11 protein-coding genes are annotated in these 13,633 nt (G+C 65.1%); 7 read left to right on the top strand and 4 right to left on the bottom strand.

Annotation, left to right across the window (positions count from 1 at the left end; genetic code table 11):
- Window positions 1–28: 28 nt before the first annotated feature.
- The gene (gene pgi, locus OPU69_RS13605) at window positions 29–1,546 is read right to left on the bottom strand and encodes a glucose-6-phosphate isomerase (protein ID WP_498511763.1); all 1,518 of its coding nucleotides are present in this window, start codon (window positions 1,544–1,546) and stop codon (window positions 29–31) included.
- 123 nt (window positions 1,547–1,669) lie between these two features.
- On the opposite strand from pgi, the gene lepB reads away from it, so the two are divergent.
- From lepB to OPU69_RS13630, 5 genes are read left to right on the top strand one after another with little or no spacing between them, the layout of a single operon-like run.
- A complete protein-coding gene (gene lepB / locus OPU69_RS13610; protein ID WP_060978106.1) occupies window positions 1,670–2,482 on the top strand; it encodes a signal peptidase I in 813 nt (270 codons plus the stop codon).
- Window positions 2,479–3,153 carry a ribonuclease III gene (rnc, locus tag OPU69_RS13615; RefSeq protein ID WP_498511765.1) on the top strand — a complete coding sequence of 225 codons (675 nt, stop codon included), beginning with the start codon at window positions 2,479–2,481 and terminating at the stop codon, window positions 3,151–3,153. The genes lepB and rnc overlap by 4 nt, the downstream gene beginning before the upstream one ends.
- Window positions 3,150–4,058 carry a GTPase Era gene (gene era / locus OPU69_RS13620; protein WP_060978105.1) on the top strand — a complete coding sequence of 303 codons (909 nt, stop codon included), beginning with the start codon at window positions 3,150–3,152 and terminating at the stop codon, window positions 4,056–4,058. The genes rnc and era overlap by 4 nt, the downstream gene beginning before the upstream one ends.
- A 46-nt stretch (window positions 4,059–4,104) precedes the next feature.
- Entirely contained in the window at window positions 4,105–6,270 is a 2,166-nt protein-coding gene (locus tag OPU69_RS13625; RefSeq protein WP_498511918.1) for a primosomal protein N', read from the top strand.
- A 33-nt stretch (window positions 6,271–6,303) separates the two neighbouring features.
- On the top strand, window positions 6,304–7,848 hold the full coding sequence (locus tag OPU69_RS13630; protein WP_498511768.1) for a S1C family serine protease: 1,545 nt from the start codon (window positions 6,304–6,306) through the stop codon (window positions 7,846–7,848).
- Window positions 7,849–7,860: 12 nt separating this feature from the next.
- Here OPU69_RS13630 and ada read toward each other — a convergent pair whose 3' ends face one another.
- From ada to OPU69_RS13645, 3 genes are all read right to left on the bottom strand, one after another.
- A complete protein-coding gene (gene ada / locus OPU69_RS13635; protein ID WP_060978102.1) occupies window positions 7,861–8,895 on the bottom strand; it encodes a bifunctional DNA-binding transcriptional regulator/O6-methylguanine-DNA methyltransferase Ada in 1,035 nt (344 codons plus the stop codon).
- Window positions 8,892–9,356 carry a DUF1203 domain-containing protein gene (locus OPU69_RS13640; protein WP_498511770.1) on the bottom strand — a complete coding sequence of 155 codons (465 nt, stop codon included), beginning with the start codon at window positions 9,354–9,356 and terminating at the stop codon, window positions 8,892–8,894. The genes ada and OPU69_RS13640 overlap by 4 nt, the downstream gene beginning before the upstream one ends.
- 86 nt (window positions 9,357–9,442) lie before the next feature.
- Window positions 9,443–11,191, bottom strand: a complete 1,749-nt coding sequence (locus tag OPU69_RS13645) for a methyl-accepting chemotaxis protein (protein WP_498511772.1) — start codon at window positions 11,189–11,191, stop codon at window positions 9,443–9,445.
- 266 nt (window positions 11,192–11,457) lie between these two features.
- Between OPU69_RS13645 and OPU69_RS13650 the strand changes: the two genes are divergently transcribed.
- Entirely contained in the window at window positions 11,458–12,012 is a 555-nt protein-coding gene (locus OPU69_RS13650) for a F0F1 ATP synthase subunit delta (RefSeq protein WP_066282753.1), read from the top strand.
- A 7-nt stretch (window positions 12,013–12,019) separates the two neighbouring features.
- Entirely contained in the window at window positions 12,020–13,549 is a 1,530-nt protein-coding gene (atpA, locus tag OPU69_RS13655) for a F0F1 ATP synthase subunit alpha (RefSeq protein WP_060978098.1), read from the top strand.
- Window positions 13,550–13,633 lie beyond the last annotated feature (84 nt).

Consider the following 13,633-nt stretch of genomic DNA (forward strand, 5'->3'; position numbering starts at 1 on the left):
ACTCCTGGGAACTCGGTCAGTCGCCCCCTCAGAGACCCGCCGCCTCGATCAGCGCAGCGGTGGAGGGGTCGAAATCGCCGGACTGGCGGTTGCCCATGGATTTGGCGATTTCCTTGCCCAGTTCAACACCGAACTGGTCAAAAGGATTGATCCCCAGCAGCATGGCATTGGCGAAGGTGCGGTGTTCGTAGAACGCGATCAGCGCACCCAGGCTTTGCGGATCGACATTGTCGAGCAGGATCGTCATCGAAGGCCGGTCGCCGGGATAGCTGCGCTGCGGATCGTCGCTGGCCTTGCCCTGCATCAGCGCCGCGCCCTGCGCGAAGCAGTTGGTCAGCAGCGCGCGGTGGTGCGCCTCGTCGAATTCGTGCGCGCTGAGGCGCGAGGCGATGAACTCGACCGGCACCAGATGCGTGCCCTGATGCAGCAGCTGGAACACCGCATGCTGCGCATCGGTGCCGACGCCACCCCAGGTGATCGGCGCGCTGGCGCGGCCGAGCGGCGATCCGTCGCGGCGCACGCCCTTGCCGTTGCTCTCCATTTCCAGCTGCTGGAGATAATCGGGGAGCAACCGCAGCCGCTCGTCATAGGCGAAGACCGCACGCGTCTGGCAATGACGGACCTGCGCATAATACAGGTCCGCAAAGGCGGCGAGCACGGGCATGTTGGCGGCGAGCGGCGCAGTCGCGAAATGCCGGTCCATCGCCAGCGCCCCGGCGCGGAACTCGGCAAAGCCGTTATTTCCCAGCGCCATCGCAACGGGAAAGCCGATGCTCGACCAGACCGAATAACGCCCGCCCACGGTCTCGGAAAACGGCAGGATGCGCGTCTCGTCGATGCCGAATTCCATCGCCTTTTCGGGCGCGGCGGTCAGTGCGACGAGCTGGCCATAGGGATCTTCCACCCCGCCGCCGCGCAGCCAGTCGATCGCACTTTCCGCATTCATCAGCGTCTCGGTGGTGGTGAAGGTCTTGGACGCGATCGCGACCAGCGTCTTTGCGGGATCGAACCTGTCCACCGCCTCGGACAGCGCCTCGCCATCGACATTGGCAACGACCGCCACATCATAGCGGTCGCTGTCGCGGCACAGGGCATCGATGATCAGCTTGGGCCCAAGCGCCGAACCGCCGATGCCGATGTGCAGCACATGCTTGATCTCGCCGAACACGCCCTGGTCGATCGCTTCGACCAGCGCCGCCATGCGCTGGTGCAGCCGCTGCGCGTTCTTGACCGAATCCTCGGCGCCCATGCCACGCTCGGCCGGGTGCTCGGCGGCGCGATCCTCGCTGGTGTTGATCTTGGCGCCCGCGAGCAGCTGATCGCGCATGCCCGCCAGATGCATCGCTGCGGACAGTTCCTCGAACTTCTTGATCAGCGCGGCATCGAGATGCGTCTTGGAAAAATCGAACAGGATGTCGGTGCCCGCGAGCGGGATGCGGTGCGACAGGTTCGATACTCGCGCCGTATCATCGGCAAACAGCGTGGCGAGGGTCGGGCGCGGGATTTCTGCAATCGATTGCCAAATGGCATCGGCTTGGACGGACATCGTGTACCTTTCAGGCTGGGGGCGCTGGGGCGGGGTTTAGCGGGCCGATCCCGGCTTGGCGAGAGGCTTTGCCCGCTCGCGATGGGACTTGACGCCGGATTGCCGGGTCATCAAAGGGGAAAAATGACCGAAACCGCCGCCACATCGCCCAAGCCCAAGTCGGAAACGGCGGACTTTCTGCAATTTCTGGTCAAGCTTGCGATCTTCTTCTTCATTCTGCGCAGCTTCATCGTCTCGCCGTTCAATATCCCTTCGGAATCGATGCAGCCCCGGCTGGTGGTCGGCGACTATCTGCTCGTGTCGAAATGGTCCTATGGCTATTCGCGCTACAGCCTGCCGTTCAACCTGCCGCTGATCCCCGGACGCATCTTTGCCAGCCAGCCCGAGCGCGGCGACGTGGTGGTGTTCAAGGCGCCGCCGGGTGCCAGCGCGGACTATATCAAGCGCGTCATCGGGTTGCCTGGCGATACCATCCAGATGCGCGATGGCGTCGTGTGGCTCAACGGCAAACCGATTGCGAAGAAGCGTATTTCCGATTTCGTCATCCCCGTCTCGCCCAATACGCGCTGCTATGACCGCAGCTTCGAGCTTCCGCGGCCCGATGGCAGCGCCGTGTGCAGCTATCCGCGCTTTCAGGAAACGCTTCCCAACGGCAAGACCTACAATGTGCTCGACCTGATCGACGCGCCGCGCGACACGACCGAAGCGATCATCGTTCCGCAAGGTCACATGTTCCTGATGGGCGACAATCGCGACAACAGCCTCGACAGCCGTTTTCCCGCCGTCGAAGGCCAGGGCATCGGCATCGTACCGCAGAAATATCTGGTCGGCCGCGCGCTGGTCACGGTGTTCTCGACCGATGGCTCGGCGAGCTGGTTCCTGCCCTGGACCTGGTTCTCCGCCGCGCGCTGGGACCGCATCGGGGAAGGCTTTTGAGCGCTGAGCCAGACCTTGCGGCGCTGCTGCCCATCCTCGATTACAAGCCGCGCCAACCTGCCCTGTTCGTCCAGGCGCTGACCCATGGCAGTACGGGGGTGACTCCCGATTATCAGCGGCTCGAGTTTCTGGGCGATCGCGTCCTGGGCATGGTGATCGCGGAACTGCTCTACACGCGCTTTCCCAAGGCGGCCGAGGGGCAGATGTCGGCCTTTCTCAACCGGCTGGTGTCGCGCGAGAGCTGCGCCGAGATCGCGCGTGCGTGCAAGCTCGGCCCGCTGATCCGGCTGGGCAAGCAGGCGCGCGACGATGGCGGCGCGGGCAGCACGAACATCCTGGGCGATGTGGTCGAGGCGCTGATCGGCGCGCTCTATATCGATGGGGGTCTTTCGGTCGCGCGCGCGTTTGTCGAGCGGCACTGGGCCGACCGGATCGGCGCGATCAGCGAAGCGCCGCGCCATCCCAAGTCCGAGCTGCAGGAATGGGCCGCCGCGCGCAATCGCAAGACCCCGGTCTATACGCTGTTGCGCAAGTCGGGGCCTGACCATGATTTGCGCTTTACCGTGCAGGTCGAGATCAAGGGGCTGGGCATCGCCGAGGCGACCGGCACCAGCAAGCAGGAGGCCGAAACGCTGGCCGCAAAACAGTTTCTCGCGGAGCATGGACGATGAGCGAAGATACCAATCCCACCCGCTGCGGCCTTGTCGCGGTGCTCGGTGCACCCAATGCGGGCAAATCGACCCTGGTGAATCAGCTGGTCGGGCAGAAGGTCGCGATCACCAGCCCCAAGGCGCAGACCACGCGCACCCGGCTGCTGGGCATCGCGCTGGCAGGCCCGGCGCAGATCATGCTGGTCGATACGCCCGGAATTTTCGATCCCGATCGCCGCTTCGATCGCGCGATGGTCAATGCCGCCTGGGAAGGATCGGACGGCGCAGACGTGATCGCACTGGTCGTCGATGCCAAGGCCAAGCGCTCCGACCGGCTCGAGCGACTGGTCGAGCAGGTCGCGATGCGGCCCGAGCGCAAGATCCTGGTGCTCAACAAGGTCGATATCGCCGCCAAGGACAAGCTGCTGGTCCAGGCGCAGCATCTGCACGCGGCGGGCGGGTTTGATGAAGTGTTCTTCATCAGCGCGCTGACCGGCGATGGGGTCGAGGAACTCAAGGCCTGGCTTGCCGCTGCGATGCCCGAAGGCCAGTGGCATTTCCCGGAAGACCAGGTTTCCGACGCCAGCGAGCGCCTGCTCGCCACCGAGATCACACGCGAGCAGCTGTTCAACCAGCTCCACGCCGAACTGCCTTATGCCAGCGCGGTGGTCCCCGAAAAGTATATCACCCGCAAGGACGGCTCGATCGAGATCCACCAGCAGATCCTCGTCGCGCGGGACACCCAGCGCGCGATCGTGCTGGGCAAGGGCGGTGCGCGGATCAAGGAAATCGGCGAACGCGCGCGCGCAGAGCTGTCAAAGGTGCTCGGCGTTCCCGTCCATCTGTTCCTGCACGTCAAGGTACAGGAAGGCTGGGACGAGGACCGCGAGATCTACGAGACGATCGGCCTGGGCTGGGTGAAGTAACCAAAGCTATGCGTTAGCCGCCCGAATCCCTATCTGGGATGGCATGATGACTCGCGTCCGCGTTCTCCTGTTCAACTCGGCGGTCGGCCCGTTCGATTACAGCGTGCCTGCGGGCATGGACCTCCCCGTCGGCAGCGTGGTGCAGGTGCCGCTGGGGCCGCGCCGGATCGATGGTATCGTCTGGGATGCTGGCGCTTTCGGCGCCGAGGAGATCGAGGCGAGCCGCTTGCGCCCGGTGCTCGCGCGCTATGACATGCCGCCATTGTCGCATGCCCTGCGCCGCCTGATCGAATGGACCGCAGATTATTATCTTGCCAGCCCTGCCGCGGTCGCGCGAATGGCGCTGCCTAGCGGATCGCTGCTCGGGCCCGGCCGGTCGATCACCGAATATCGGCTGACCGGCGAGCCCCCTGCCCGCATGACGCCGCAGCGTCAGCAGGTCTATGACAGGCTGGCCGGAGAGCAGGCGACGGTACGCGAGCTGGCCGCGCTGGCGGAGGTGTCCGAAGGGGTGATCCGCTCGCTGGTGACCTCGGGCGCGTTCGAGGCGGTGGAGGTACCGAACGACCGCCCCTGGCCGCGCCCGGATCCTGACCATATCGTGCCTGCCCTCAACGATGAACAGCAGGCAGCTGCCGACCGGCTGGCCGAGGCAGTCCGCAACGCCGAACCGATGCCCTTCCTGCTCGACGGCGTTACCGGATCAGGCAAGACCGAGGTCTATTTCGAAGCTGTCGCCGAAGCGCTTCGACAGAACAAGCAGACACTGTTGCTGCTCCCCGAAATTGCGCTGACTCAGCCTTTCCTCACCCGCATCGAGGCGCGCTTCGGGGCCGCGCCGGTGCCATGGCATTCGGGGCTCAAGCAGACTGAGCGGCGGCGCGCTTGGAATGCGATCATCTCGGGCGAGGCGAAGATCGTCGTCGGCGCACGTTCCGCGCTGTTCCTGCCTTATGCGAATCTCGGCGTCATCATCGTCGACGAGGCGCACGAGACCAGCTTCAAGCAGGAAGACGGGGTGCGCTACAATGCGCGCGATGTCGCGGTGATGCGTGGACGGTTCGAGGGCTGCCCCGTCGTGCTTTCGAGCGCGACGCCAGCGCTCGAAAGCAGGGTGATGGCCGAGGCGGGACGCTATGAGCCGCTTACCCTTACCCACCGCTATGGCGGCGCGCAGCTGCCGCGCATCGGCTTGATCGACCTGACGCAGAACCCGCCGCCCCGCAACCAGTGGATCGCCCCGCCGCTGCTCGAGGCGATGCAGGAACGGTTGGCGCGGGGCGAACAGTCGCTGCTGTTCCTTAACCGGCGCGGCTATGCCCCGCTGACGTTGTGCCGCCATTGCGGCCACCGCTTCAAATGCCCCAATTGCAGCGCCTGGATGGTCGATCACCGGCTGTCCGGGCGGCTCGCCTGCCATCATTGCGGCCATGCCGAGCCTTCGCCCAGCGCGTGCCCCGAATGCGGCGAGACCGATTGCCTGGTAGCCTGCGGCCCTGGCGTCGAGCGGATCGCCGACGAGGTCGCCGCCCTGATGCCCGAGGCACGCCGGGCGATCGTGACATCGGATACCATCTGGTCGCCCGAAAAGGCCGCCGAGTTCGTCGCACAGGTCGAGGCAAGAGCGATCGACGTCATCATCGGCACCCAGCTGGTCACCAAGGGCTATCACTTTCCCGACCTGACACTGGTCGGGGTGATCGATGCGGACATCGGCCTGGAAGGCGGCGATCTGCGCGCGGGCGAGCGCACCTTCCAGCAGATCGCGCAGGTGGCCGGCCGCGCGGGCCGCGCCGCAAAGCCTGGCGAGGTCTTCATCCAGACCCGCCATCCCGAGGCGCCGGTGATCGACGCGCTCGTCCAGGGCGACCGCGAGGCCTTCTATGCCGCCGAAACCCAGGCGCGGCGCGATGCGAACGTGCCGCCGTTCGGCAGGCTGGCGGCCATCATCATCTCGTCCGAAGACCATGCCGAAGCCCACAAGGCGGCGCGCCAGGCCGGGGCCGTCGCGCCCGAGCACGATGGCTTTGCCGTCTATGGCCCCGCCCCTGCCCCGCTCTCGCTGCTGCGCGGACGGCATCGATTCCGGCTGCTCGTCCATGCCAGGCGCAATGTCGAGATGCAGCGGATCATCCGCGAGTGGCTGCAGCCGATGCGCTGGGCTCCGGGCGTGCGCGTGGCGGTGGACGTCGATCCCTATAGCTTTGTCTGACAGCAGCGCTATGAGGTTCTCCTCATGAACCCGATGCGCTTTATCGTCCTGCTGATCGCCGCATGTGCGGCGCTCGTCGCCGTGCCGCTCGCCGCCGATCCCGCCGATATCCAGGCCGCCAGCCGCTCTGTCGTGCGCGTCGTGCTGGTCGCGGAGGAAGATGGCGAGACCTTCTATGTCGGCCATGGCAGCGGCTTTGCCGTCGCGCCGGACAAGATCATCACCAATGCCCATCTGGTCGCCCCGCTGCGCGAGGATGCCAGCATCCGCATCGGCATCATCCCGTCCGAAGGCACCACCACCTATGGCGGACGGCTGATCGCGCTGTCGCCGCGCAACGACCTCGCGCTGATCCAGCTGGAACGCGGCCGCCTGCCGGCCCTCGCCTTGCTGCAGACGCCGCTCGACGATGGCGCTTCGGTCATGGCGATAGGCTATCCGGCAGCGGTGGACCGCGCGCAGGGGCTCGATGCGCGCGAGACGATCGCGCCCATGGCCCCGGTCAAGGCACCAGGCGTGGTTTCCGGCGGCAGGACCACTCGGGATTTCGACACGATCCTGCATACCGCTGCGCTGGCCAAGGGCAATAGCGGCGGCCCGCTGGTCGATATGTGCGGCCGCGCGGTCGGGGTGAACAGCTTCGGCTCGCTGTCCGACGGCAATGATGCCGAATATGGCTTCGCCGTTTCCAACCGCGAGGTGCTCGGCTTCCTGCGTTCGGCCAAGGTCGATTATCAGCTGGCCGATTCCCCCTGCCGTTCGGTCGCCGAGTTGTCTGCGGAAGAGCGCGAGCGGTCGGCCGAGGCTGCCGAAGCGGCGCGCGAAAAGGCACTGACCGAGAAGGCCGAGCGGCGCGATCTGGAAGAGCGCGCACTGCGCGATGCCGAACATGCGGTAATCAGCGCGCGCGAGAACCATATCGCCTTTGCCGCTTTGTTCCTGGTTCTGGCCGGGCTGGCAAGCGGCGCGACCTGGGTGTTGCACGATCGCGGCGAGATGGAGCGGCGCAAGATCGCCGCCGGGGCCACGGGCGCGCTCGCGCTGACGGCAGTCCTGATCTTTGTGCTGCGGCCCGGCTTCAACCAGGCCGAAGATATTGCCCTTGCAATGGTGAAGAAGGAACTGGGAGGCAAGGACGAGCTCGCGGCCAGTCGCGACGGCACCTATATGTGCCGGATCGTTCCCGAGCGCAGCAAGATCACCACGTCCAGCCCCGATCCGGTCGAAATCGCCTGGACCGCGAGCGGCTGCGTCAACAATCGCACGCAGTACGGGCAGGATGTCGACGGCTGGACGCGGGTGTTCGTGCGCAACGAGGACCAGCTGGTCGCGATCAACCAGTTCAGCCCCGACACGCGCGAATTCCGCACCGAGAATTTCCAGCTCGGACTCGACGCGATGAACAACGCCCGCAAGATCCGTGCGCGCTATGCGGACAAGAGCTGCACCGCCGAGCCCGATCGCATGGCCGAGCTGGAGGACATGCAGAAGGCGCTGCGCCAAGCGCTGCCGGCACAGCCCAACGAGGTGCTGACCTATAGCTGCACGCTCAAGCCTGGGGCCAAGCCCAAGGAATGAGCTTGCGGCGGGTCACTCGCCTTCGCGCTTGAGCAGTTCGGTCTTGATGCCCAGGCCATAGGCATAGCCCCCCAGCGTGCCATCGGTGCGCAGCGCGCGGTGGCAGGGAATCAGCACCGCGACCGGGTTCGCCCCGCAGGCCGATCCCACCGCGCGCACCGCTGCGGGCTTGCCGATGCTGGCCGCAATCTGCGCATAGCTGCGTGTCTCGCCCGGCGGAATGTCGGACAGCGCCTTCCACACCGCTTCCTGGAACGCGGTACCGCGTACATCGACCGGTATCTCGGCGCCGGTGCGCGGGCTTTCCACCTCGGCGACGATCGCGGAGACGAATTGCGCCGCTTCCTCGCCCGCCGCTTTCAGCTCGGCCGCAGGAAAGCGCCTGGCCAGCGCCTCGGCCTCTTCCTCGAACGACAGGCGGCACACCCCCTTGTCGGTCCAGGCGACCAGCATGCGGCCCAGCGAGGTAGCCGCCTGGGTCCAGTGGATCAGCACCCCCTGCCCGCCATTCTTCCAGACGCTTGGTTCCATCCCCATCCGTCCCTTCATCGAATCGTAAAAGCGCGACGGCGCACTGAACCCTGCTTCGTAGATCGCATCGACCACCCGCTCGCTGCCGCTCAGCGCGTCGCGGGCGCGCTCGGTGCGCAGTGCTCGGGCATAGGCGCTGGGCGACAGGCCGGTATGCCGGGTAAACACGCGCTGGAAATGCGCGGGCGAATAACCGCATTCGGCCGCCAGCGACGCCAAGGCCAGTGGCTCCTCGCTCGCGCGGATCGCGCGGATCGCGGTGAGCACCGCCGTCTCATCGCGCGCGACATCATCGGGCAGGCAGCGCTTGCACGCGCGCAAGCCAGCGGCTCTGGCGGCAGCGCCATCGGCGAAGAAACGGACATTGGCGCGCGCAGGATGCCGCGCAGCGCATGATGGGCGGCAATAGATGCCGGTGCTGAGCACGCCGGTGACGAAGCGCCCGTCATGGCTGCGGTCGCGGCGCAGAACGGCAGCCCAGGCCGCATCCTCGTCCAGATCGATCAGCCCGCTCATGCCCGGTCCACCCTCGCCACAAAGCAGCCATGTGCCGCGTTGTGGGCGTGGATATAGGCGATCTCCGGATCGCCGAACAGATCGCGGATGCCCGCATCGGCCTCACCGGGGGGCGCGAGCCTGGCATCGCGCAGCATTCCCGCTGCATCGAACCCGCGCAGTCCCAAAGACCGCCCCTGCATCACCGGCGGAAGAACCTCCCGACAATCTGCCGCAATGTCGGCCTGACTGACATAGATCGCAAAGGCGCTGCGATAGGGCGTCGCGACATCATGGCTGACATGGTGGAGCAGGATCAGTTCCTCGCCCACCGGCGCATCGCGGAGCGTTACACGGCAGGGATAGCCGGGATGCTGGCTCGCAGTGACGCGCACGGCGCGGTGCGGAGCAAGCTCGGCATCGGATAGCGCGAACAGCGGCAGGAAGTCGGCTGGCGGCAGGCCAGCTATGCGGTAGGTCATCGAACATCTCCGTGTGAATGGGATGTCTGCAGTCCTATCGAGAGCGGATTTTCGGCGCGTCCCGCTTCATGCGGTCAAAGCGGCGATCACGCCGCTCGCACTGCCTGAGCCAATTGCCGCATCTGTTCGCGCAACTCCTGCGATTGGCGCGCGACCGCTTCGGCTGTCTGGCTCAGCGCCTCGGCCGAGAGATTGGCATAAGCCGACTTGTCCGTCAGCTCGGCGATCTGATCCATCACCTCGTCCCCATTGGTCATCAGCGAGCGGAGCGCATCAAGGATATCCCGGCTGGCGTCATGCTGCTCGCTCACGGCCTCGTCGATCCGATCCGCATTGTGTCGGATCATGTCGACATGCCCGTCCACCGAATTGACCGCATGCGACACTTGCTGGGTCATCGCCGAAACGCTGCCGAGGCGTTGTTCGACCAGCGCCGCTGCTGCCTGAGTCTGGCTGGCAAGATTCTTCACCTCCTGCGCCACGACGGCAAAACCCCGACCGGCCTCGCCCGCACGCGCGGCCTCGATCGTCGCGTTCAGCGCCAGCAGGTTGGTCTGCTTGGCGATATGCGTGATCATCGCGAGAATACCAGAAATTTCGCCAGCGACCTCGTGAAGCTGGTCTGCCGTCTCGCGGCTCAGGCGGCTGGCATGATGCGCGTCATAGATGTTGCGCGAACTGTCGGCGACGAGTTCACGCACGCCCCCACCCGTCTGCTGCAGCCGGCGTCCATGGCGGTCTATGACCTTCATCGATTCGGCTGCGCGGGTTGCCCGGTCGGCGAAATTCTGGCTGAAGGTCTGATGCTGCGCAGCGTTGCGCTGCATGTCCTGCGCACCTTCGCGCATGCCGCTCGCCGCCTTGGCGAGCTGCTCGGACAATTCGGAGAGCTTGGCCTCGTAGCTCGCGAACAGCGCATCGATCGTCACCGCGCGGCGATGGCGTTCCTCCTGCCACTGAAGCTGCTCGCGCTGGAGCTTGAGTTCGGCCAGCCGTCGTTCCTGCTCGGCCTTGAGCGCCCGCTCGGCCTTGCCGTGCGAACGGTGAATGGCGCGGGCAATGGCGCCGATCTCATCGCGCCGGCGCAGCCCGAGATCATGGGCTTTCACGCTGTTGCGCCTTTCCGGCAGCGCATATTGCGCCAGCGCCACCAACGGCACCAGAAAATCGCGCGTGGCATATCCGATGCACCAGCGCACGAACAGCCCGGCACCCAGCATCAGCAGCGAACAGAAGATCAGCGCTGCGATCTGGATGACGTTCAGCCACACCAGGGTGGTCCGCGCAAGGCCGCGCATTTCGGTAACGGCGGCCTGGCTTTGGGCCAGCAGAGGATCGATCTGTCGATGCAGCGCTACCGGCGGATCGACACGCCTGCCGTGACGGTTAAAAGCCACGATCTGCCTGCGCAACTCGTCGATAGCGCCGTCAGCCGGCACCCTTGCGCGGCGCAGCTGGACAATCCTCTTCGGGAATTCATGGCCGAACGCACCGTCTTCTATCCGCTTCCAGTCGCCGGTAATCCGGCGCTTGCGCGCATCCAGCTCGATCAATGCCTCCTTGCCGCTTATTAGGCCCCAGCGCACCTTGGTCGCAAGGCGCATTGTCTCGCGATAGCCATCACCCAGGGACTGCATCTGCATCGTCGGCTGGATGCGAGCCGTTACCAGATGGCGCGTCGTATACTGGGTGACGCCAACCACACCGATCGCCACAAAGGCCAGCAGCGCGAGCATGGCAAGCATGGCCGTCAGGCTGAAGCGAACCTTGGCTTCCACGCCCATGCTCGCAAAGCCCTTGGACAGATCAGAGCGCAAATCTTGAATTTTCCGCATCGGCAAGGCGATTCCATGGTTGGCCTAAGACAAAATGCCATGCTGGCCTCATGCCCGCCCGATGCGAAAATTTGGTAAACGCCGCCTTCACGTTGAAGCAAAAAATCCCCATTTTTTGCGGGGGAAGACCGGCTGGACCCGATGTTTGCCGGGCGTCTTGCAATGCAGCAATATGAGTGCTAACCGCCGCGCCGACAGGTGAGGGAGGCTGGCGTCTCCCGCCCAGCGCCTGACGCAATATCATAACGGCAAGGGAAAGCATTCGCGTGGACATTTCCGGCGGGATACAGGCCAGTCTGGCAGGGCGTTACGCCTCGGCGCTCTTTTCGCTCGCGCGCGACGAAAAGCAGCTTGCCGAAGTCGAAACCAGCGTCGCAACGCTCCGCGCCGCGCTGAACGAGTCGGAAGATTTCGCTGCGCTGACCAAGAGCCAGACGATCAGCCGCGCCGCGGCCGAGAAGATCGTCGCCTCGCTCGCCGAAACGCTCAAGCTCGACAAGATGACCGGCAACCTGCTCGGTGTGCTGGCGACCAACCGTCGCCTGGGCCAGCTTTCGTCGATCCTCGCCGCCTTCGACCAGCTCGTTGCCGCCCATCGCGGAGAAGTTACCGCCGAAGTCACATCGGCCTTCCCGCTTTCGGAAGCGCAGCTCGACGAAATCCGCAAGCAGCTCAAGGACCGCGCCGGTCGCAGCATCAAGATCACCGCGAAAGTCGATCCGTCCATCTTGGGCGGCCTGATTGTCCGCATGGGCAGCCAGATGATCGATTCCAGCATCAAGACCCGTCTCAACACGCTCAGCCAAGCGATGAAAGGCTAACATTCTCATGGACATTCGTGCCGCAGAAATCTCCAAGGTTATCAAGGATCAGATCGCCAATTTTGGCACGGATGCGCAAGTGTCCGAAGTGGGCAGCGTGCTGAGCGTCGGCGACGGCATCGCGCGCATCCACGGCCTCGACAACGTTCAGGCCGGTGAAATGGTCGAGTTCTCGAACGGCGTGCAGGGCATGGCGCTCAACCTCGAAGCCGACAATGTCGGCGTCGTGATCTTCGGCTCGGACGCCGAGATCAAGGAAGGCGATGTCGTCAAGCGCACCGGCACCATCGTGGACGTGCCCGTCGGCAAGGGCCTGCTGGGCCGCGTGGTCGATGGTCTCGGCAACCCGATCGACGGCAAGGGCCCGATCGTCGCCGAAAAGCGCATGCGCGTCGAAACCAAGGCACCGGGTATCATCCCGCGCACCTCGGTGCACGAACCCGTGCAGACCGGCCTCAAGGCGATCGACGCGCTCGTTCCCGTCGGCCGCGGCCAGCGCGAGCTGATCATCGGTGACCGTCAGACCGGCAAGACCGCCGTCGCGATCGACACCTTTATCAACCAGAAGGGCGCCAATGCCGGCGACGATGAAGGCAAGAAGCTGTACTGCATCTATGTCGCCATCGGCCAGAAGCGTTCGACCGTGGCGCAGATCGTGCGTCAGCTCGAGGAATCGGGCGCGATGGAATATACCATCGTCGTCGCCGCCACCGCTTCGGAGCCGGCTCCGCTTCAGTTCCTGGCACCGTATACCGGCTGCACCATGGGCGAATATTTCCGCGACAACGGCATGCACGCGCTGATCGTCTATGACGATCTGTCGAAGCAGGCCGTCGCCTATCGCCAGATGTCGCTGCTGCTGCGTCGTCCTCCGGGCCGTGAAGCCTATCCCGGCGACGTGTTCTATCTCCACTCGCGCCTGCTCGAGCGTGCCGCGAAGATGAACTCGGCCAATGGTTCGGGTTCGCTGACCGCGCTGCCGATCATCGAAACCCAGGCGGGCGACGTGTCGGCCTATATTCCGACCAACGTGATCTCAATCACCGACGGCCAGATCTTCCTTGAAACCAACCTGTTCTACCAGGGCATCCGTCCGGCCATCAACGTCGGCCTGTCGGTGTCGCGCGTGGGATCGGCGGCTCAGACCAAGGCGATGAAGAAGGTGTCGGGCTCGATCAAGCTCGAGCTCGCGCAGTATCGCGAAATGGCCGCGTTCGCCCAGTTCGGTTCGGACCTCGACGCTTCGACCCAGAAGCTGCTCAACCGCGGCCAGCGCCTGACCGAGCTGCTCAAGCAGCCGCAGTTCAGCCCGCTGCCGTTCGAAGAGCAGACTGCCTCGATCTTCGCCGGCACCAACGGCTATCTCGATGCGCTGCCGGTCAACCGGGTGAACGAATATGAAGCCGCGATGCTGAGCTTCCTGCGCACCGACCATGCCGACTTGCTCGCCACGATCCGCGAAACCAAGGATCTGGGCGACGATGCCAAGGCTGGCCTCAAGGCTGCGCTGGACGCGTTCGCGAAGACGTTTGCTTGATATCACATAGCCCTCTCTCCTTGAGGGGAGAGGGTTGGGAGAGGGGCTGCCGCGCCAGCGGTGCATGGTCCCCCCTCCCCGACC

It is taken from the genome of Blastomonas sp. 34TW (genome assembly GCF_059803595.1).

Excerpts from the sequence above, each read along its gene's own strand:
- pgi (WP_498511763.1), bottom strand. The coding sequence starts at position 1,546 with ATGTCCGTCCAAGCCGATGCCATTTGGCAATCGATTGCAGAAATCCCG.
- lepB (WP_060978106.1), top strand. The coding sequence starts at position 1,670 with ATGACCGAAACCGCCGCCACATCGCCCAAGCCCAAGTCGGAAACGGCG.
- era (WP_060978105.1), top strand. The coding sequence starts at position 3,150 with ATGAGCGAAGATACCAATCCCACCCGCTGCGGCCTTGTCGCGGTGCTC.
- OPU69_RS13625 (WP_498511918.1), top strand. The coding sequence starts at position 4,105 with ATGACTCGCGTCCGCGTTCTCCTGTTCAACTCGGCGGTCGGCCCGTTC.
- OPU69_RS13630 (WP_498511768.1), top strand. The coding sequence starts at position 6,304 with ATGCGCTTTATCGTCCTGCTGATCGCCGCATGTGCGGCGCTCGTCGCC.
- ada (WP_060978102.1), bottom strand. The coding sequence starts at position 8,895 with ATGAGCGGGCTGATCGATCTGGACGAGGATGCGGCCTGGGCTGCCGTT.
- OPU69_RS13640 (WP_498511770.1), bottom strand. The coding sequence starts at position 9,356 with ATGACCTACCGCATAGCTGGCCTGCCGCCAGCCGACTTCCTGCCGCTG.
- OPU69_RS13645 (WP_498511772.1), bottom strand. The coding sequence starts at position 11,191 with ATGCGGAAAATTCAAGATTTGCGCTCTGATCTGTCCAAGGGCTTTGCG.
- atpA (WP_060978098.1), top strand. The coding sequence starts at position 12,020 with ATGGACATTCGTGCCGCAGAAATCTCCAAGGTTATCAAGGATCAGATC.